We start from the raw sequence: 18,221 nt of genomic DNA, 5'->3' as shown, positions 1-18,221 counted from the left end.
GTGACCGCGCGGTCCGTCGCGCGCGTGCTGATCGATTCGCCGCTGCCACAGCTCGATCGGCTGTTCGACTACGAGATTCCGCGCGAATTTCTTGACGAAGCCCAGCCGGGTGTGCGGGTTAAAGTGCCGCTGCGCTCAGCGGGGCGCGTGGTCGAGGGCTACATCGTCGAACACGGTGAAGCTGACGACTCCGACCGCCCGCTGTCAGAACTCGACTGCGTGGTCTCGCCGATCCCGGTGCTCACCCCACAGCTCTACGCGCTCGCCCGGCGAGCCGCTGACCGCGCAGCCGGATCAGCCAGCGATATTCTCCGACTCGCAATCCCCAAACGAATGGTCCGTGCCGAGCGGGCGTGGCTTGCTTCGGATGCGCCAGCTTCTCCAGCCGTCGACCCCGCGTCACTCACATGGGCCGCGGATGTCATGGCGCCGTTTCCTACCCTTGCCGCTGCGATCCGAGCGGGTGAGCGCATTGCAATCGACGCTCCGCCCCGGCTCACTCGCCTGAGCGGCGGCGCGCACGATGGTGAAGATGTGGGTGGCTGGGCCGCGTTGCTCGCAGCGACTGCGATCGACACTCTGGCTATGGGTAAGAGCGCCGTCATCGTCGTTCCGGATCATCGCGACCGCGCCCAGCTCGAGGCATCGCTTGCTGGCAGAGTTCCCGAATACGCGCTCGTGCGTCATGACGCCGCGCAGTCCTCACCCGCGAGATACGGAGCGTTTCTGCGCACTCTCGCCGAAGCGCCATGCATCGTTATCGGCAACCGCAGCAGCGTGTACTCGCCCGTGCGCTCGCTTGGCCTGATCGCACTGTGGGATGACGGCGACTCACTGTTATCAGAACCGCTGAGCCCGGGAGTACACGCACGAGACGCCGCTTTACTTCGACAAGAGATCGAAGCAGGCGCGCTGGTGTTTGCGGGCCACACCCGCACCACCGATGTGGGGCGGCTGGTTGCCGTCGGTTGGGTGCGTGAGGTGATTCCTACGAAGCGTGTGACACCCAAGATCGTTCTCAGCGCCACGCGCGAGGGAGAATCGCGAGGTGCACGCGTACCCTCGGCCGCGTTCGCCACAGCACGCGATGCGCTGAACGAGAAGCCGGTGCTCGTGCAAGTCTCACGTCCAGGCTATGCACCGGTGCTCGTCTGCGCCGAGTGCAGACATCCGGCGCGCTGCCCGCACTGCAGCGGTCCGTTGCACGCGGCTCGGCAGGGAGCCGTCCCCGCGTGTTCGTGGTGCGGCCGATCCGCAATAGCGTGGACCTGTCCAGAATGCACGTCAACTCGCTTTCGCATGGCATCGTCGGGCAGTGAGCGCACGGCAGATGATCTGGGTCGTGCATTCCCAGGTGTGCGCGTGATCGTGTCCGATGGCGAACACGCTGTCACCCATGTCGATTCCAAACCTGCGCTAGTCGTAGCGACCCGCGGTGCAGAACCAATCGCGGCCGGTGGATACGGAGCCGTGATTCTTCTCGACGGAGACAAGATGTTACTCGCCGACGACCTGCGCATCACCGAGTCCTGCCTGCGCTGGTGGTCCAATGCTGCCGCCCTAGCGGCACCGGGTGCGCCCGTGCATCTCGTCGGCGTCGCCGGTCCTGTCGCTCGCGCATTGGCAACTTGGACGCAACCGGCCTATGCACGCAGCGAACTCAACGAGCGCGCACCATTGCGAATGCCTCCGGTGGTGCGCGTCGCCGCACTTGAGGGCGACAGACGTGCCGTTGATTCAGCAATCGCAGAGCTACGCGAAGCGGTGCCCACCCTCGACGAGTTGGCAGTATTGGGCCCGCTCCCACACGACCAGACCGTGCGCGCCCTCGTTCGCTTTGACTACGCCGCTGGAGCGAAAGTTACCGAGAGTCTTCGCGCCTCCGTCGTTTCTCAAGCCATGAAATCTCGTAAACCACCGAAGGGGCGTCCACCCCGTCCCGGCAATACACTCAGAGTGCGGGTTGACGTACCCGACCTAGAACTGTGAGGAGCCCGATGCGCCTCGTCTTCGCTGGCACGCCTGAACCGGCGGTACCGTCTCTTGAGTTGCTCGCCGCCAGCCGGCACGAGATGCTCGCTGCGATCACTCGCCGCGATGCTCCCGTGGGCCGTAAGCGCGTTCTCACGCCATCGCCGGTGGCCCACCGAGCCGAAGAGCTCGATATCGATGTCATTCGGGCTGACAAGCTCGACACAGAGGTGACTGCGAAGGTCGAAGCACTCGCACCCGATCTGGGCGTGATCGTGGCGTACGGTGGCCTCGTTCGTGAACCGCTTCTGTCAATGCCTCGACATGGCTGGATCAACCTCCATTTCTCGTTGTTGCCAAAGTGGCGCGGCGCAGCGCCGGTGCAACACGCTCTCATCGCAGGCGATACCGTCACCGGAGCGAGTGTGTTTCAGCTGGTTGCTGGTTTGGATGCTGGCGATGTGTATGACGAAATCGTGCACGAGATTGAACCAGATGCCACCGCGGGCGAGCTCCTCGAACAGCTCGCTATCAGTGGGGCATCCCTATTAGCTCGCGTCGTTGATGACATCGCCGCCGGCACCGCGACGACGCGGGCCCAAACCGGCGATCCCTCGTACGCTTCGAAGTTAGAAGACGTCGATGGCCAGCTCATTTGGACGCAATCAAGCGACCGTGTACTCGGCAGATTCCGAGGAGTCACGCCCGCACCAGGCGCCCACACCACCATCAACGGCGCGCGCGTGAAGGTGCTTGAGGCACGCACCGCCCCCAGCGACGCTCCTACCCTTGCGCCAGGGCAGGTAGCCATACACAACAAAGAGGTCATCATCGGAACGGCAACCGTCCCCATCCAGGTTCGCACGGTACAGCCTGCAGGCAAGGGCTCAATGCGAGCAGCTGACTGGTTTCGTGGCCTTCGCAGCGAAACGGTGGTCGCCGGATCATGAACAAAGTTGCCCCCGCTCGCCAGGTTGCCTTTGATGTGCTGCGCGCTGTCAATGAGTCGGACGCCTATGCGAATCTGCTCCTGCCGAAGTCAATCGAACGTGCCGGCCTCTCAACCGCCGACGCGGCCCTCGCCACTGAGCTGACGTACGGCACGCTGCGCCGTCAGGGCACCTATGACGCTGTGATCGCAATCGCGGCTGACCGCAGCATCCCCGATATCGACCCTGCAGTCCTGGACGCCCTTCGACTCGGAGTGCATCAGTTGCAATCCACACGGGTCGCCTCGCACGCTGCCGTGAATGAGTCCGTGGAGCTTGCCCGATCAGTGGGCGGCCGCGGCGCCTCGGGGTTCGCTAACGCTGTGCTGCGCCGAGTGTCACGCGACAATCCTGGTGACTGGATGACGCGCGTGAGCGATAGCGCTCGTTCTGACGACGAACGACTTGGGCTGTTGTTCTCGCACCCGGTATGGATTGTGCGTGCTTTCCGCCGGGCTCTGGCGGCCGAGGGCAGGGCCGAAGAGCTTGAAGCGCTCCTCGCGGCTGATAATTCCGCCCCACGGGTGACGATGGCAGCGTTGCCCGGGCTCGCGAGTCTTCCAGAAGACTCGCGCCACACCCCTTTTTCGCCGTTCGGGTTCCGCCTCGGCGGGGGAGACCCCGAGTCAGTCATTCGCGCCGCAGACGGTCGCGTGCGCGTGCAAGACGAAGGCTCCCAGCTGGCCGCCCTCGCGCTCACCCGCGCACTACCTGTACGCGAAGGCGAGCGGTGGCTTGACCTGTGTGCGGGGCCTGGCGGCAAGACTGCGATGCTCGCTGCCGAGGCGCTCAAGCACGGGGCTACGCTCGATGCCAACGAGATCTCGCCAGCGCGTGCCGGTCTCGTGCGTCAGGCGATCGCGGGGGTGCCCCTCGGCGTCACTGTGTCTGAAGAAGACGGGCGCACGTTGGCCTCGAAATCCTCCGACACCTACGATCGAATCCTCGTTGACGCCCCCTGCACGGGGCTGGGTGCGCTGAGACGCCGTCCCGAAGCGCGTTGGCGCAAAACTCCCGGCGACGTGCCGGAACTCACCGCGCTCCAAACCGAGCTGCTCTCGACGGCAGTGAGCGCATTGCGGCCCGGCGGAGTGGTGGCGTACATCACCTGCTCGCCCCATCTGGCAGAAACTGCGGGCGTGGTCGCCGAAGTGCAGCGCGAGTGGGGCGATGCCATCGTCGAGCTATCGGCGCGCGATGTCGTCACGAAGCTGTCGTCGAGTGACCCAGAGCTTCTCACGCAATCAGACGGCACCGCTCGTGCGCAGTTGTGGCCGCACCGGCACAACACTGACGCGATGTCGATCTCGTTGCTTCAGCGCGTGTGAGCGGCGCAAACGCCATAATGGACGCGTGCCCCCACTCGATGAGACAGGCCGCGTCGACGGCATCCGCATAAACCCGAGCATTCTCGCGGCCGATTTCGTGAACATGGAGTCCGAGCTCGCGCGTATCTCGGGTGCCGACTTTGCTCACGTAGACGTCATGGACAACCATTTCGTTCCGAACCTGACGTTCGGACCGCAGATGGTTGGCAGAATCCAGCAGACGAGCCCCATTCCACTCGATGTTCACCTCATGATCGATAACCCTGAGCGCTGGGCACCGGAATACGCCGAAATCGGAGCTGCCTCGGTTACCTTCCATCTAGAGGCGGCTAGCGAGCCAGTTGCGCTCGCACGGCGGCTTCGATCAATTGGAGCGCGCGCGGGGGTCGCCGTGAAGCCGGGAACGCCCGTCGAAAACCTCTTCGACGTACTCGATGAATTCGATCAGATTCTCGTGATGACCGTAGAACCCGGCTTCGGCGGGCAGTCATTCATGCCCGAGACCATGCCGAAGCTCCGCTCGCTCGCGGAGGAAGCAAAACGACGCGGGAGCGCGGTCTGGCTGCAGGTGGACGGCGGCATTGGCGAGTCGACGATCGCCGAAGCTGCCGAAGCCGGCGCCGACACCTTTGTGGCAGGTTCGGCGGTGTTCGGAGCAGACGACCCTGACGCCGCGATCGTGAATCTGCGCAACGTCGCAATGCGCCACAGGCACACATATTGACCGACACAGTGATGAGCGAATCTGTCAGAGCGTCCGAAGGGTGCTCTCGGTTCGATACCCTAGGACTGTGAAGACGTTCGACACTCTGTATGCCGAGCTCGCCGCGAAAGCCGCTGAGCGCCCTGAGGGGTCGGGAACCGTCGCGGAGCTGGATGCTGGCGTCCACGCGATTGGCAAGAAGATCGTCGAAGAAGCAGCCGAAGTGTGGATGGCTGCTGAATACGAGTCGACGGATGCTGCGGCAGAAGAGATCTCGCAGCTGCTGTACCACCTGCAGGTCATGATGCTCGCGAAGGGACTTTCTCTAGAGGATGTCTACCGACATCTGTGAGTTCTCCCCGCTCACCCACCTCGACTCAAGAAAGCCACGCTCCCATGCTGCGAATTGCTGTGCCGAACAAGGGCTCGCTCGCCGAGACCGCAACCGAAATGCTCAACGAGGCCGGCTACACCGGTCGTCGTGATCCGAAAGATCTGCACGTTATCGATCCGGTGAACGATGTCGAGTTCTTCTACTTGCGCCCGAAAGATATCGCCACCTACGTTGGCTCCGGTGCGCTCGACGTGGGGATCACGGGCCGCGACCTGTTGCTCGATGCCAGAATGCCTGGTGCACGAGAAGTCGAGCAGCTGGGCTTTGGTGGCTCCACCTTCCGATTTGCCGGCCGTCCCGGCGTCTACGCCGATATCGAAGACCTCGAGGGGCTCCGTGTCGCCACCGCATACCCTGGTTTGGTCGACGGCTTCCTCGACACTCACGGGGTCGCGGTAGACCTCGTGCCGCTCGATGGTGCCGTCGAGTCTGCGGTGCAACTCGGTGTTGCCGACGCGGTCGCCGACGTCGTATCCACCGGCACCACGCTGCGCCAGGCAGGGCTTGAGATCTTCGGTCCGGTCATTCTGGAGTCGGAAGCGGTGCTCATTGCCGGTCCTACCGAAGCACCGGGCGCCGAGACGCTCTTGCGCCGACTACGCGGTGTGATGGTTGCGCGCCGCTATGTGCTGATCGACTACGACCTGCCCGCGAACCTCGTCGATGAGGCCGTAGCCCTCGCGCCTGGCATCGAGTCGCCCACGATTTCGCCGCTGCGCGACCCCGAATGGGTCGCGGTGCGGGTCATGAGCCCTCGCAAAGACGTGAACCGCGTCATGGACTCCCTCTATGCGATCGGCGCACGCGCGATCCTCGTCACCGCCATCCACAACGCCAGGCTTTAGCCATGAGCCTGGTCTGCCGGGTCATCCCGTGCCTTGATGTCGCCGCCGGTCGCGTGGTGAAGGGTGTCAATTTCCAGAACCTGCGCGACATGGGGGATCCGGTCGAACTCGCCCAGGAGTATTTCGAGCAGGGCGCGGATGAGATCACCTTTCTCGATGTGACGGCAACCGTCGACGCGCGCGCGACAACCTACGACGTCGTGCGACGAACGGCCGAGCAGGTGTTCATTCCGCTCACGGTCGGCGGTGGCGTCCGCTCCGCAGAAGATGTCGCACGACTGCTCGGGGTAGGTGCCGACAAAATTGGTGTGAACTCGGCAGCAATTGCACGCCCCGAGCTGATCGATGAGATCGCCGACCGCTTCGGAGCGCAGGTTCTCGTGCTCTCGCTCGACGTAAAACGCTCTGACGCCACCGATTCTGGTTTCGTCGTCACCACCCATGGCGGGCGCACCGAAACCACGCTCGACGCTCTCACATGGGCGCGCGAGGCAATCAATCGCGGCGCGGGGGAGTTGCTGGTCAACTCGATCGATGCCGACGGCACCAAAGCAGGTTTCGATCTCGAACTGGTGCGGTTGATGCGTGAGATCTCGGCGGTGCCAGTAATCGCTTCCGGCGGTGCTGGCGATGCATCACACTTCGCGCCTGCGATCGCTGCCGGTGCCGATGCGGTGTTGGCGGCATCCGTTTTCCACTCCGGCCAGCTCACGGTTGCAGATGTCAAGGAAGTCATGATGGCTGAGGGAATCGCCGTGAGAGAAGTGCACGCATGAGCCAATCGATTGACGAACGAATCGCCCGCGTCACGTTCAACGAAGCGGGACTTGTCGCCGCGGTCATTCAGCAGTGGGACACCCTTGAAGTACTCATGATGGGCTGGATGGATGCTGAAGCGCTCCGCCGCACTCTGGTCGAGGGACGAGTGACGTTCTGGTCGCGTTCACGCAACGAGTACTGGCGCAAGGGCGATACCTCCGGTCACGCTCAGTATGTGCGGGGCGCACGACTCGACTGCGACGGCGACACGATTCTCGTCACCGTAGAACAGGTCGGGGCCGCCTGCCATACGGGTACTCGTACCTGCTTCGACGCGGTCGACCTTGAGCCGTTCGCGGCTGCGGAGCCCAGCAGGTGATCCAGCGCGCTCGACTGATCGCCGTCAGCACGATCGTGCTGTGCGGGGCGTTGGCAGTGATCTCATCCACGCAAACGTGGCTTCACGTAGCGCTTGTCGCGGGCGGAAGTGACGATCTTGTGGTCTCGGGAGCCGACGCGGTCGTAGTGCTCGCTCCTCTCAGTCTTGCTGTGCTCGCGCTCGGGCTGGCGCTCACCATCGTCGGCACGATCCTGCGTTACGCGTTCGGCGTACTCACGGTCATCATCGGCGCGCTAATTGGCTGGTTGTCAGGTGCCGTTGCTCTTGAGCACCCGACCTCAGCGGTCGTTGCCACGGTCACCGTCGCGACCGGAATCAGCGGTGAAACTGCAGTCTCCGCTCTCGTCTCTTCAATCACGCCCACCGCATGGCCAGCGATCACGATGGTCGTTGGCGTGCTGCTGCTGGCTGTCGGCGTTTTCACGCTCGCCACAGTGCGAACCTGGTCAGGCTCATCTCGCCGCTTTCGCACTGGGCAGAACGCTCCTGCTCCCGCATCCAGCGCCGATAGTTCACGACCACACGATGCGATCGACTCCTGGGATGACCTGTCTCGTGGCGACGATCCCACCGCTCGACCGCTAGACTGACCAAGCCCGCGCTACCTCGGAGGACATCAATGAGCAACCCCATCGACGACCCCGGCCACGGACACTCGCCGGCGGCTTGGACCGCAGTCGTGATCATGTTGGTCGCCGTCTCTCTCGGCACACTTTTCTTCTTCTTTGACATGCCTGTGCTGGTGTGGGCGTCGGCGGGACTTCTCGTCGTCGGTCTGCTCGTGGGTTGGATCATGGCCAAGGCCGGGTACGGCGTTTCTGGACCCAAGTACTCGCCGAAAGCCCACTGAGGTGCTCGCCGACCTCACGGCCGGCGCGGTTGCAGACTCCGAAGCTCGCGCTTCGGAACGACCCTTGGCTGTCGTTGAAGCAGCCGCGCTCGCCCAGAAGCCCGCGATCAATGCGCTGGAAGCACTTGCCCCCGCTGATCGTGTGAAAATCATCGCCGAGGTGAAGCGCGCGAGCCCTTCCCGCGGAGACCTTGCGGCCATTCCCGATCCGGCATTTCAAGCGAGCCAGTACGAACTTGGTGGCGCCTCTGCCATCTCGGTTCTGACCGAAGGGCGCCGTTTCAAAGGCAGCCTCGCAGACCTCGAGGCCGTGAAATCGCGCGTCAGCGTACCCGTGCTGCGCAAAGATTTCATCGCCAACGAATACCAAGTGCTCGAAGCGCGGGCGTCAGGTGCCGATCTGGTGCTGCTTATCGTCGCTGCGCTCGAACAAGATGTGTTGGCCCGCCTACACGAGCTCACGCTTGCGCTGGGCATGACACCGCTCGTAGAAACGCACTCTGCTGAAGAACTCGACCGCGCAGCGGATATCGGCGCCCGATTGATCGGCGTCAACGCCCGCAACCTTTCCACGTTCGAACTCGACACCAACCTGTTCGGGTCTCTCGTCGACCGAATCCCCGCAGACGCGATCAAGATCGCGGAGTCTGCGGTGCTTGCACCCGCCGACGTTGCGCACTATCGCTCCGCCGGGGCAGATGTCGTGCTGGTGGGCGAGGCCCTTGTGACAAACGACCCGGTGTCTACTCTCACCGCATTTTTGGAGGCTGGTTCATGAGCCTGCGCGACGCCCAAGGCCCATTCTTCGGCGACTTCGGTGGCCGCTTTATGCCTGAGTCCCTGATTGCCGCGATCGACGAACTCGCTGCGGAATACGACTCGGCAAAAGCCGACCCCGCCTTTCATGCCGAATTCGCTCGACTGCTGCTCACGTATGCGGGCCGCCCGTCGATCATCACCGAAGTGCCGCGTTTCGCTGAGCACGCGGGCGGTGCGCGAGTGTTCCTCAAGCGTGAGGATCTCAACCACACCGGATCGCACAAAATCAACAACGTGCTCGGGCAGGCGCTTCTCACCAAGCGTCTCGGCAAAACCCGTGTCATCGCAGAGACTGGCGCCGGGCAGCACGGCGTCGCGACCGCTACCGCGGCCGCATTGTTCGGCTTTGACTGCACGATCTACATGGGCGAAGTCGATACCGAACGCCAGGCGCTCAACGTGGCACGCATGCGTCTGCTCGGCGCCGAGGTCATTCCCGTCAAAACGGGTTCCCGCACGCTGAAAGACGCAATCAACGATGCCTACCGCGACTGGGTAGCGAGCGTTGAAACCACCAACTACATCTTCGGCACCGCCGCTGGCCCACACCCGTTCCCGGCGATGGTCCGCGACTTCCAGAAGGTCATTTCAGAAGAAGCACGCGAACAGCTGCTCGCTGAGGTAGGCAAGCTGCCCGACGCCGTCATCGCCTGTGTGGGCGGTGGCTCCAACGCCATCGGCATGTTCGATGCGTTCCTCGACGATGCCGACGTGAAGCTGTACGGCGTCGAGGCCGCGGGCGACGGCGTCGACACCCCACGTCACGCCGCATCCATCGAGCGCGGACGCCCAGGAGTTCTGCACGGCTCCAAAACCTTTGTGCTGCAGGATGAAGACGGTCAGACAATCGAGTCGCACTCGATTTCTGCAGGACTGGATTACCCCGGCGTTGGCCCGGAGCACTCATGGCTCGCCTCGATTGGGCGCGCGGAGTACATCCCGGCCACCGACGACGAGGCGATGCAAGCGTTACGTCTACTCACTCAGACCGAAGGAATCATTCCAGCGATCGAGTCCGCACACGCACTTGCCGGCGCAATGCGACTCGGGCGCGAAATGGGCCCCGACGCGGTGCTCGCCGTCTGCCTCTCGGGTCGTGGGGACAAAGACATGGATACCGCTGCTCGCTACTTCGGGCTCTACGATGACGGAGCCAGCTCATGACCTCACGCGTCTCAGCAGCCATCGACGCTGCCGCCGCCGACGGACGCGGCGCCTTTATCGGCTATCTTCCGCTTGGCTTTCCTGACTTGCAGACGAGCATCGACGCGGCCGTCACCCTCGCTGAAAACGGCGTCGACATTCTTGAACTCGGGCCGCCATACTCTGACCCGGTCATGGACGGCACCGTTATTCAAGAAGCGACGCAACACGCTTTGGCCGCAGGCTTTCGCTTGCGCGACACGTTCACGGCCGTCCGCGAGATCACCAAGCGCGTGAACATTCCGGTGCTTGTCATGACCTATTGGAACCCGGTGATGCAGTACGGCGTTGATCGATACGCTGATGACCTCGCCGCGGCCGATGGCGCCGGGTTGATCACCCCAGACATCACTCCCGAGTCTGCCAGTGATTGGATTGCTGCAAGCGAGCGCACCGGACTTGACCGCGTGTTCCTCGCCGCGCCCACGTCGAGTGATGAGCGGCTCGAGATGATCCTGAAGAACTCCACCGGGTTCGTCTACACGGTCTCGACCATGGGCATCACGGGGGAGCGCACACAGCTCGACGCTGCTGCGCGCAAACTCGTCGCACGCATGCGTGAACACGGCTCGGTCAACGCTTGCGTGGGTATTGGCATCTCGAACGCCGAACAGGTATCAGGTGTGCTTGAGTACGCGGACGGGGCGATCGTGGGCACCGCTTTGGTGCGCGCCCTTCGCGATGGTGGGCTTGCCGGTCTTGCCGATGCAAGCCGCGCCATCGCCGCAGGCACCCGCCGCAATTAGACTTCTTCTCGTCGGCTTCTCGCCGTCACCGACAACAGCTAGGACCTGATCACCCATGATCACCGCCGCAGCCAGCGTGCTCACCAGTATTCCCAGCCCCACGGTCAGCTACTTCGACCTGTGGGATGGTGGACCCCGCATCCACTTCTACGCGCTCTGCATCATCACGGGAATCGTCTTTGCAACCCTGCTGACGAACCGTCGGTTGACTAAGCGGGGTGCCGAACCCTGGGTCGTGATCGATATCGCGCTCCTGGCGGTGCCGCTGGCGATCATCGCGGCGCGTATCTATCACGTGCTCACCCACTCTGACTTCTACTTTGGCGAAGGCGCCAACCCGCTGTCAGCGCTATATATCTGGGAGGGCGGCATTGCTATCTATGGCGCGCTCATCGGTGGCGCGATCGGCGCATGGCTTGGTTGCCGCTGGACTGGCATCCGCTTTTGGACATTCGCGGATGCACTGGCACCGGGTCTGCTTTTGGCTCAGGCAATCGGGCGTTTCGGCAACTGGTTCAATCAGGAACTCTTCGGGCTTCCCACCGACGTTCCGTGGGGCCTTGAGATCGACTACGACAATCCGGCATTCCCTCCGGGGCTTGCTGAGGGCACCCTCTTCCACCCCACCTTCTTGTACGAAGTGCTCTGGAACGCACTTGGAGTGCTCGTGCTGCTCTGGGCCGGACGCAAGCTCTCGATGCAGTGGGGCCGACTCTTTGCGCTCTACCTGATCTGGTACAGCGCTGGTCGAATCGTGTGGGAGTCGATCCGTATCGACCCGAGCGACATCATTCTCGGCCTGCGCACGAACGTGTGGGCCGCGATCTTCGGCGTGCTCATCGGATTGGTGTTGCTCGTCGTTCAGAAGCGACGCCACCCGGGCTTGGAGCCATCACCATACGTTCCCGGTCGTGAATGGCATGCAGAAGGCACGCTACAATCGCAAGACACCGACGACTTCGTCGACGTCAGCGAACCGCTTGCGTCCAAGTAGTCAAGGGCACCGCCACAAGCACAGCCGACACGAACTGAGACTTTCGTCCATGAGGACGAGATTTATTATCAGCACAGGGCCGACGTCGTCCCATCTTGATCATCAAAGTGAGGACGGTTGGTATGGCACCGAGCCCCCGTCGCGAGCCCTCGTCTGAGGGAATCATCAACGCGCAGTCGCATGTGGGAAGCTATCCCGCGAAGCAAGGGATGTATAACCCCGCCTTTGAGAAAGACGCCTGTGGCCTCGCCATGGTCGCCACTCTTCGAGGTGAAGCTGGCCACGACATCATCGATCTAGCACTGACAGCGCTGCGCAACCTCGAGCATCGCGGTGCGATCGGTTCTGACTCCGGTACCGGCGACGGTGCAGGAATCCTGACGCAGATGCCGGATGCCTTCTTTCGCGAAGTTGTTGATTTCGACCTTCCGCCCATGGGGGAGTACGCCGCCGGTATGGCGTTCCTGCCCCGCGACGACGACGCACGCGCTGCGCTGAAGGATGGCGTCGAGCGGATCGCGACATCGGAGGGCCTCACGATTCTCGGCTGGCGCGCTGTGCCTACCGCTGACGACAACCTTGGCAAGCTCGCCTTTGCAGCGCGCCCGGTGTTCGAGCAGGTGTTCGTCTCACGCCCCGCCGTCGGCGACCAGCCTGCGCTGAGTGGAATCGAACTGGACCGACGCACGTTCCGGCTCCGCAAGCGTTCTCGAAACGAACTCGACGCCTATTTCGTCTCGCTCTCTGCGCGCACCTTGGGCTACAAGGGCATGGTCACGACCCTTCAGCTCGAGCCGTTCTATCCTGATCTGCAAGACGAGCGGTTCGCCTCTGAACTCGCCGTCGTGCACTCGCGCTATTCAACAAACACATTCCCGTCGTGGCCGCTCGCGCAGCCGTTGCGCATGCTCGCCCACAACGGCGAGATCAACACCGTCAACGGAAACCGCAACTGGATGCGGGCACGCCAGTCGCAACTCGAATCCGAGCTGATCGGCGACCTCGCCCCGATTCTGCCGATCTGCACCACCGGCGCCAGCGACTCGGCATCGTTCGACGAAGTTCTTGAGCTGCTCACCCTCACCGGTCGCAGTCTTCCTCACGCCATCATGATGATGGTGCCCGAGGCGTACGAGAAGCAGAACGATATCGACCCGAAGTTGCGCGCGTTCTACGACTTCCACTCCATGCAGATGGAGCCATGGGATGGCCCGGCAGCGCTGATCTTCACCGACGGCACAATGATCGGTGCGACCCTCGATCGGAACGGTCTGCGTCCTGGTCGTTGGACCGAGACCACCGACGGTCTGATCGTCATCGGCAGCGAGACCGGTGTTCTCGACTTTGAGCCAGAGCGCATCAAACGTCGCGGTCGTCTTCGCCCCGGGCGGATGTTCCTCGTTGACACTGCCCAACAGCGCATTGTTCCCGACACCGAGCTCAAGCAAGAGCTCGCCGAGCTGGAGCCCTGGGAAAAGTGGGTGGAGGCCGGCCGCGTACGCCTAGCCGACCTGCCGGAGCGCGAGCACATCGTTCATCCGATTGCCTCGATCACACGACGTCAGCGCACGTTCGGGTACACCGAAGAAGAAGTGCGCATCATGCTCACGCCCATGGGGCAAAACGGCGCCGAGCCGCTTGGCGCTATGGGAAGCGACACCCCGGTGGCCGTGCTCAGCGACCGTCCGCGTCTGCTGTTCGACTACTTCACGCAGCAGTTCGCACAGGTGACGAATCCGCCGCTCGATTCGATCCGCGAAGAAGTCGTGACGTCGCTCTCGATTGGTCTCGGCCCTGAGCGAAACCTGCTGCAGTGGGGTCCCGGCCACACTCAGATTGTCACGCTCGACTTCCCGGTGATCGATAACGATGAACTGGCAAAGATCCAGCACATCGACACGGCGCTGCCCGGTCGCTCTTCGGTGACCATTCGGGGCCTTTACCGTGTTGAAGCGGGACACAAGGGCATGCAGAAGCGTCTCGCGCAAATGTGCCGCGAGGTCGATGACGCCATCGAAGACGGCGCCGAGTTCATCGTGCTCAGCGACCGCGACTCCAACAAAGACCTCGCGCCGATTCCGTCTCTGCTTATGCTCGCCGCAGTGCACCATCACCTGATTCGCAACCAAACGCGTATGAAGGTCGGACTCGTCGTTGAAGCTGGCGATGTGCGCGAGGTCCACCACGTCGCGACGTTGATGGGTTACGGCGCATCAGCAGTCAACCCGTATCTCGCGATGGAGACCGTCGAGTATCTGGTGCGAGCTGGCTACATCAACGGTGTCACGCCGCAGAAGGCCGTCAAGAACTTCATTTACGCGCTCGGCAAGGGCGTATTGAAGATCATGTCGAAGATGGGCATCTCGACCGTGTCGTCATATGCGGGCGCACAGGTATTCGAAGCCGTTGGGCTCTCGGCGGAGTTCGTTCAGGAGTACTTCACGGGCACTGAGACCAAGCTCGGTGGCATCGGGCTCGATGTGATCGCGGCAGAGAATGCCTCTCGTCACGCCTACGCATACCCCGAAGATGCCGCAGTGCGTGCTCACGAACGACTGTGGACTGGCGGCGAATACCAGTGGCGACGCGACGGCGCGCCTCACCTGTTCAACCCCGACACGGTGTTCCGGTTGCAGCACGCGACGCGCACGCGCCGGTATGACATCTTCCGTGAGTACACGAAGCTGATCGATGACCAGTCAGAAGAGCTGAAGACCCTCCGCGGACTGTTCACGCTGCGCACCGAGGGTCGTGCTCCGATCCCAATCGACGAGGTCGAACCGGTCTCGGCGATCGTCAAGCGATTCTCCACCGGTGCGATGAGCTACGGCTCTATCTCGAGCGAAGCACACGAGACTCTCGCCGTTGCGATGAACCGCATGGGCGGCAAGTCGAACACCGGCGAGGGCGGCGAAGATGTTGATCGTCTGCTCGATCCAGAACGTCGGAGCGCCATCAAGCAGGTTGCTTCGGGCCGGTTTGGTGTGACAAGCCTGTACCTGACTGAAGCCGACGACATCCAGATCAAGCTCGCACAGGGTGCAAAGCCTGGCGAAGGCGGTCAGCTTCCCCCGACGAAGGTCTACCCCTGGGTGGCGCGAACGCGTCACGCCACTGCCGGCGTTGGCCTGATTTCGCCGCCCCCTCACCACGACATCTATTCGATTGAAGACCTCAAGCAGTTGATCTTCGATCTGAAGCGTGCCAACCCCAGCGCGCGAGTGCATGCCAAGCTCGTGAGCCAGTCAGGTATCGGCGCTGTTGCTGCGGGTACGGCCAAGGCGCTCGCTGATGTCATTTTGGTCTCCGGCCACGACGGCGGCACGGGTGCAAGCCCGCTCAATTCGCTCAAGCACGCCGGAACGCCATGGGAACTGGGGCTCGCAGAGACCCAGCAGACTCTAATGCTCAATGGCATGCGCGACCGCGTCGTGGTGCAGGTTGACGGTCAGCTGAAGACCGGCCGCGACGTCATCATCGGTGCGTTGCTCGGAGCCGAGGAATTCGGTTTTGCCACAGCTCCTCTGGTGGTCTCGGGTTGCATCATGATGCGCGTCTGCCATCTCGACACATGTCCAGTGGGAGTCGCAACGCAGAACCCGACCCTACGATCGCGTTTCACCGGCAAGCCCGAGTTCGTCGTGAACTTCATGGAGTTCATCGCCGAAGAAGTGCGCGAATATCTAGCCGAGCTGGGTTACCGTTCGCTCGACGAAGTGATCGGTCGCGTAGATCTGCTCAACACCGACGGCGCAGTAGGCCATTGGAAGGCAAGCGGTCTGAACCTGGCACCTGTGCTTCACGGTCCTCAGTTCGCCGACGACGAACCTCGCCGCAACCTGCGCGCGCAAGAGCACGATCTCGACTCGCACTTTGATGTCGCGTTGATCGAACGCGCCGCCGGCGTCATCAGCGATGGTGGATCGGTCACGATCGACCTGCCGGTACGCAACACCGCGCGCGCAGTCGGCACTCTGTTGGGCCACCATGTCACGCGGGCGCGCGGCCAGAACGGCCTGCCGCAAGACAGCATCATTGTGAATCTGAAGGGATCTGCGGGGCAATCATTCGGCGCGTTCATGCCCTCTGGGATCACGCTGCGCCTTGAGGGCGACTCGAACGATTACGTCGGCAAGGGTCTCTCCGGCGGCCAGATTGTCGTGCGCCCGCCGCGCAGTGCGACCTTTGATGCGTCTCAGAACGTGATCGCGGGCAACGTGATCGGCTATGGGGCTACGCAGGGAACCATGTTCCTGAGTGGCGTTGTGGGGGAGCGCTTCTTCGTTCGCAACTCGGGTGCTACTGCCGTCGTTGAAGGCGTCGGTGACCACGCGCTCGAGTACATGACGGGTGGACTTGCCGTGATCTTGGGTGCTACCGGCCGAAACCTCGGTGCAGGTATGTCGGGCGGCACTGCGTACATCTACAAGCTCGATGACGCGCTCGTCAACCGCGAATCACTCGCGTCAGGCGAACTCGTTCTTGGCCCGCTCGGATCGGGGGATGCTGAAATCTTGCGCGATCTGCTTGAGCAGCATCTCTCACAGACCGAATCAACCTTGGCAGCCTCACTTTTGGCGAATCTCGATAGCGAGCTCGACAATTTCGTGCGGGTGATGCCACGCGACTACGCAGCAGTGCTGCAAACGCGACAGGACGCCGTCACCGAGGGGCTGGACCCTGATGGCGATGTCGTCTGGTCACGCATCTTGGAGGTGACGGGTGGCTGACCCAAAGGGATTTCTAAAGACCACCGAACGGGAGCTGCCCGCTCGGCGCCCCGTTCCCGTGCGGATCATGGACTGGAAAGAGGTCTATGAGCCCGGCGATTCCGCCGTTCTGCGACGGCAGGCAGGCCGCTGTATGGACTGCGGCGTTCCGTTCTGCCATCAAGGTTGCCCGCTGGGAAACCTGATTCCCGAGTGGAACGACCTCACCTGGCGCGGCGAGGGCCGCTCAGCGATTGAACGTCTGCACGCGACGAACAACTTCCCGGAGTTCACCGGGCGCCTTTGTCCCGCTCCGTGCGAGAGCTCATGCGTGTTGGGAATCAACCAGCCCGCCGTGACAATCAAGCAGATCGAAGTGTCGATCATTGACGAGGCTTTTGCCAATGGCTGGGTGGAAGCAGAGCCTCCCGGTCGGCTGACGGGCAAGACCGTGGCGGTTGTCGGCTCGGGTCCGGCTGGGTTGGCAGCTGCACAGCAGCTCACGCGCGCCGGTCACACTGTGGCCGTCTATGAGCGCGACGACCGAATCGGTGGCCTCCTTCGTTATGGCATTCCCGACTTCAAGATGGAGAAGAAGCACCTCGAGTCGCGTCTTCGCCAGATGCAAGACGAAGGCACACGTTTTCGGGCTGGCGTCGAAATCGGCAAAGACATCTCGTGGAACGACTTGCGCGCCCGTTATGACGCTGTCGTCGTCACCACGGGCGCGACGATTCCTCGCGAATTGCCCATCCCCGGTCGTGACCTCGCGGGTGTTCATTTCGCCATGGAGTACCTGGTTGAACAGAACAAGGCGGGAGCGGGCGACAAGGTTGCCCACCAGATCACCGCAGAGGGCAAGCACGTCGTCGTCATCGGCGGCGGCGACACCGGTGCCGACTGCATCGGCACCGCTCACCGTCATGGCGCACTGAGCGTGACCAACCTGGCCATCGGAAAGCAACCGCCGGCAGAGCGTCCTGAGAGCCACCCGTGGCCGATGGCACCGCTGCTGTTCGAAGTCGCGTCGGCGCACGAAGAGGGCGGCGAACGCGCCTACCTTGCCTCAACCGTCGAGTTCGTTGGCAACGATGCAGGAGAAGTTCGCGGCCTCCGCGTCGCTGAAACTGAGTTTGTTGACGGACGACGCGTGCCAAAGAGCGGCACCGAGCGAGAGATTCCGGCTGACCTGGTTCTGATCGCAATGGGCTTCACTGGTGCAGAGCGCACCTTCCTCGAAGAGCAACTCGGAACCCAGTTCACCGAACGCGGCAACGTGCATCGCGAAGACGACTATCAGAGCACAGCACCAGGGGTGTTCGTTGCTGGTGACGCTGGCCGAGGCCAGTCACTAATTGTCTGGGCAATCGCAGAAGGCCGCGCCGCGGCCGCCAGCGTCGACCGTTTCCTTATGGGTTCATCGGAGCTACCCGCCCCGGTTCGCCCGACCGACCTCGCCATCGGTCTACCGCACGCGTAGGCTGAAATCGGCATTCGCCACTAACAAACAA

Annotated in this window: 16 protein-coding genes; all 16 read left to right on the top strand. The window is 62.8% G+C overall.

All coding sequences use genetic code 11. The features are described 5' to 3' along the window. On the top strand, positions 1–1,989 hold the full coding sequence (locus tag AB0O81_RS11475) for a primosomal protein N' (protein ID WP_363584356.1): 1,989 nt from the start codon (positions 1–3) through the stop codon (positions 1,987–1,989). A gap of 8 nt (positions 1,990–1,997) precedes the next feature. Continuing rightward, the gene (gene fmt / locus AB0O81_RS11470) at positions 1,998–2,921 is read left to right on the top strand and encodes a methionyl-tRNA formyltransferase (RefSeq protein WP_363584354.1); all 924 of its coding nucleotides are present in this window, start codon (positions 1,998–2,000) and stop codon (positions 2,919–2,921) included. Continuing rightward, complete coding sequence (locus AB0O81_RS11465; RefSeq protein ID WP_363584352.1) at positions 2,918–4,288, top strand: transcription antitermination factor NusB; 1,371 nt, start codon at positions 2,918–2,920, stop codon at positions 4,286–4,288. Before fmt ends, AB0O81_RS11465 begins: the two co-directional genes overlap by 4 nt. 25 nt (positions 4,289–4,313) lie before the next feature. Further along, complete coding sequence (rpe, locus tag AB0O81_RS11460; protein WP_363584350.1) at positions 4,314–5,012, top strand: ribulose-phosphate 3-epimerase; 699 nt, start codon at positions 4,314–4,316, stop codon at positions 5,010–5,012. 67 nt (positions 5,013–5,079) lie between these two features. After that, positions 5,080–5,343 (top strand): phosphoribosyl-ATP diphosphatase, encoded by a 264-nt coding sequence (locus AB0O81_RS11455; RefSeq protein ID WP_337337889.1) that lies wholly within the window; start codon positions 5,080–5,082, stop codon positions 5,341–5,343. Between the two features lie 44 nt (positions 5,344–5,387). Continuing rightward, entirely contained in the window at positions 5,388–6,230 is an 843-nt protein-coding gene (hisG, locus tag AB0O81_RS11450; RefSeq protein WP_363584347.1) for an ATP phosphoribosyltransferase, read from the top strand. Positions 6,231–6,232: 2 nt separating this feature from the next. Further along, positions 6,233–7,006 (top strand): imidazole glycerol phosphate synthase subunit HisF, encoded by a 774-nt coding sequence (gene hisF / locus AB0O81_RS11445; protein ID WP_363584345.1) that lies wholly within the window; start codon positions 6,233–6,235, stop codon positions 7,004–7,006. Continuing rightward, complete coding sequence (gene hisI / locus AB0O81_RS11440) at positions 7,003–7,368, top strand: phosphoribosyl-AMP cyclohydrolase (RefSeq protein ID WP_363584343.1); 366 nt, start codon at positions 7,003–7,005, stop codon at positions 7,366–7,368. Before hisF ends, hisI begins: the two co-directional genes overlap by 4 nt. Beyond that, positions 7,365–7,979: a Trp biosynthesis-associated membrane protein gene (locus tag AB0O81_RS11435; RefSeq protein ID WP_363584341.1), complete on the top strand. Its 615-nt coding sequence runs from the start codon at positions 7,365–7,367 to the stop codon at positions 7,977–7,979. Before hisI ends, AB0O81_RS11435 begins: the two co-directional genes overlap by 4 nt. A 29-nt stretch (positions 7,980–8,008) precedes the next feature. After that, positions 8,009–8,239: a DUF6704 family protein gene (locus tag AB0O81_RS11430; RefSeq protein WP_363584339.1), complete on the top strand. Its 231-nt coding sequence runs from the start codon at positions 8,009–8,011 to the stop codon at positions 8,237–8,239. A 1-nt stretch (position 8,240) separates the two neighbouring features. Then, positions 8,241–9,017 carry an indole-3-glycerol phosphate synthase TrpC gene (gene trpC, locus AB0O81_RS11425; RefSeq protein WP_363584337.1) on the top strand — a complete coding sequence of 259 codons (777 nt, stop codon included), beginning with the start codon at positions 8,241–8,243 and terminating at the stop codon, positions 9,015–9,017. Further along, a complete protein-coding gene (trpB, locus tag AB0O81_RS11420; protein ID WP_363584335.1) occupies positions 9,014–10,222 on the top strand; it encodes a tryptophan synthase subunit beta in 1,209 nt (402 codons plus the stop codon). Before trpC ends, trpB begins: the two co-directional genes overlap by 4 nt. Continuing rightward, positions 10,219–11,007 (top strand): tryptophan synthase subunit alpha, encoded by a 789-nt coding sequence (trpA, locus tag AB0O81_RS11415; RefSeq protein WP_363584333.1) that lies wholly within the window; start codon positions 10,219–10,221, stop codon positions 11,005–11,007. The genes trpB and trpA overlap by 4 nt, the downstream gene beginning before the upstream one ends. Before the next feature lie 55 nt (positions 11,008–11,062). Continuing rightward, a complete protein-coding gene (gene lgt / locus AB0O81_RS11410; protein WP_363584331.1) occupies positions 11,063–12,001 on the top strand; it encodes a prolipoprotein diacylglyceryl transferase in 939 nt (312 codons plus the stop codon). A 209-nt stretch (positions 12,002–12,210) separates the two neighbouring features. After that, positions 12,211–16,731, top strand: a complete 4,521-nt coding sequence (gltB, locus tag AB0O81_RS11405) for a glutamate synthase large subunit (protein ID WP_363584547.1) — start codon at positions 12,211–12,213, stop codon at positions 16,729–16,731. Further along, positions 16,724–18,190, top strand: a complete 1,467-nt coding sequence (locus AB0O81_RS11400; protein ID WP_363584329.1) for a glutamate synthase subunit beta — start codon at positions 16,724–16,726, stop codon at positions 18,188–18,190. The genes gltB and AB0O81_RS11400 overlap by 8 nt, the downstream gene beginning before the upstream one ends. Positions 18,191–18,221 lie beyond the last annotated feature (31 nt).

This window comes from Microbacterium sp. NPDC076911, assembly GCF_040687125.1.
Classification (GTDB): Bacteria; Actinomycetota; Actinomycetes; order Actinomycetales; family Microbacteriaceae; genus Microbacterium.
The sequence above is the reverse complement of the archived record's forward strand: the minus strand, read 5'-3'. Positions and strand labels throughout refer to the sequence as shown.

Bases quoted from the DNA above. Each gene is read 5' to 3' on its own strand.
- fmt (WP_363584354.1), top strand. From the start codon at position 1,998: ATGCGCCTCGTCTTCGCTGGCACGCCTGAACCGGCGGTACCGTCTCTT.
- AB0O81_RS11465 (WP_363584352.1), top strand. From the start codon at position 2,918: ATGAACAAAGTTGCCCCCGCTCGCCAGGTTGCCTTTGATGTGCTGCGC.
- hisG (WP_363584347.1), top strand. From the start codon at position 5,388: ATGCTGCGAATTGCTGTGCCGAACAAGGGCTCGCTCGCCGAGACCGCA.
- hisF (WP_363584345.1), top strand. From the start codon at position 6,233: ATGAGCCTGGTCTGCCGGGTCATCCCGTGCCTTGATGTCGCCGCCGGT.
- hisI (WP_363584343.1), top strand. From the start codon at position 7,003: ATGAGCCAATCGATTGACGAACGAATCGCCCGCGTCACGTTCAACGAA.
- AB0O81_RS11430 (WP_363584339.1), top strand. From the start codon at position 8,009: ATGAGCAACCCCATCGACGACCCCGGCCACGGACACTCGCCGGCGGCT.
- trpB (WP_363584335.1), top strand. From the start codon at position 9,014: ATGAGCCTGCGCGACGCCCAAGGCCCATTCTTCGGCGACTTCGGTGGC.
- trpA (WP_363584333.1), top strand. From the start codon at position 10,219: ATGACCTCACGCGTCTCAGCAGCCATCGACGCTGCCGCCGCCGACGGA.
- lgt (WP_363584331.1), top strand. From the start codon at position 11,063: ATGATCACCGCCGCAGCCAGCGTGCTCACCAGTATTCCCAGCCCCACG.
- gltB (WP_363584547.1), top strand. From the start codon at position 12,211: ATGTATAACCCCGCCTTTGAGAAAGACGCCTGTGGCCTCGCCATGGTC.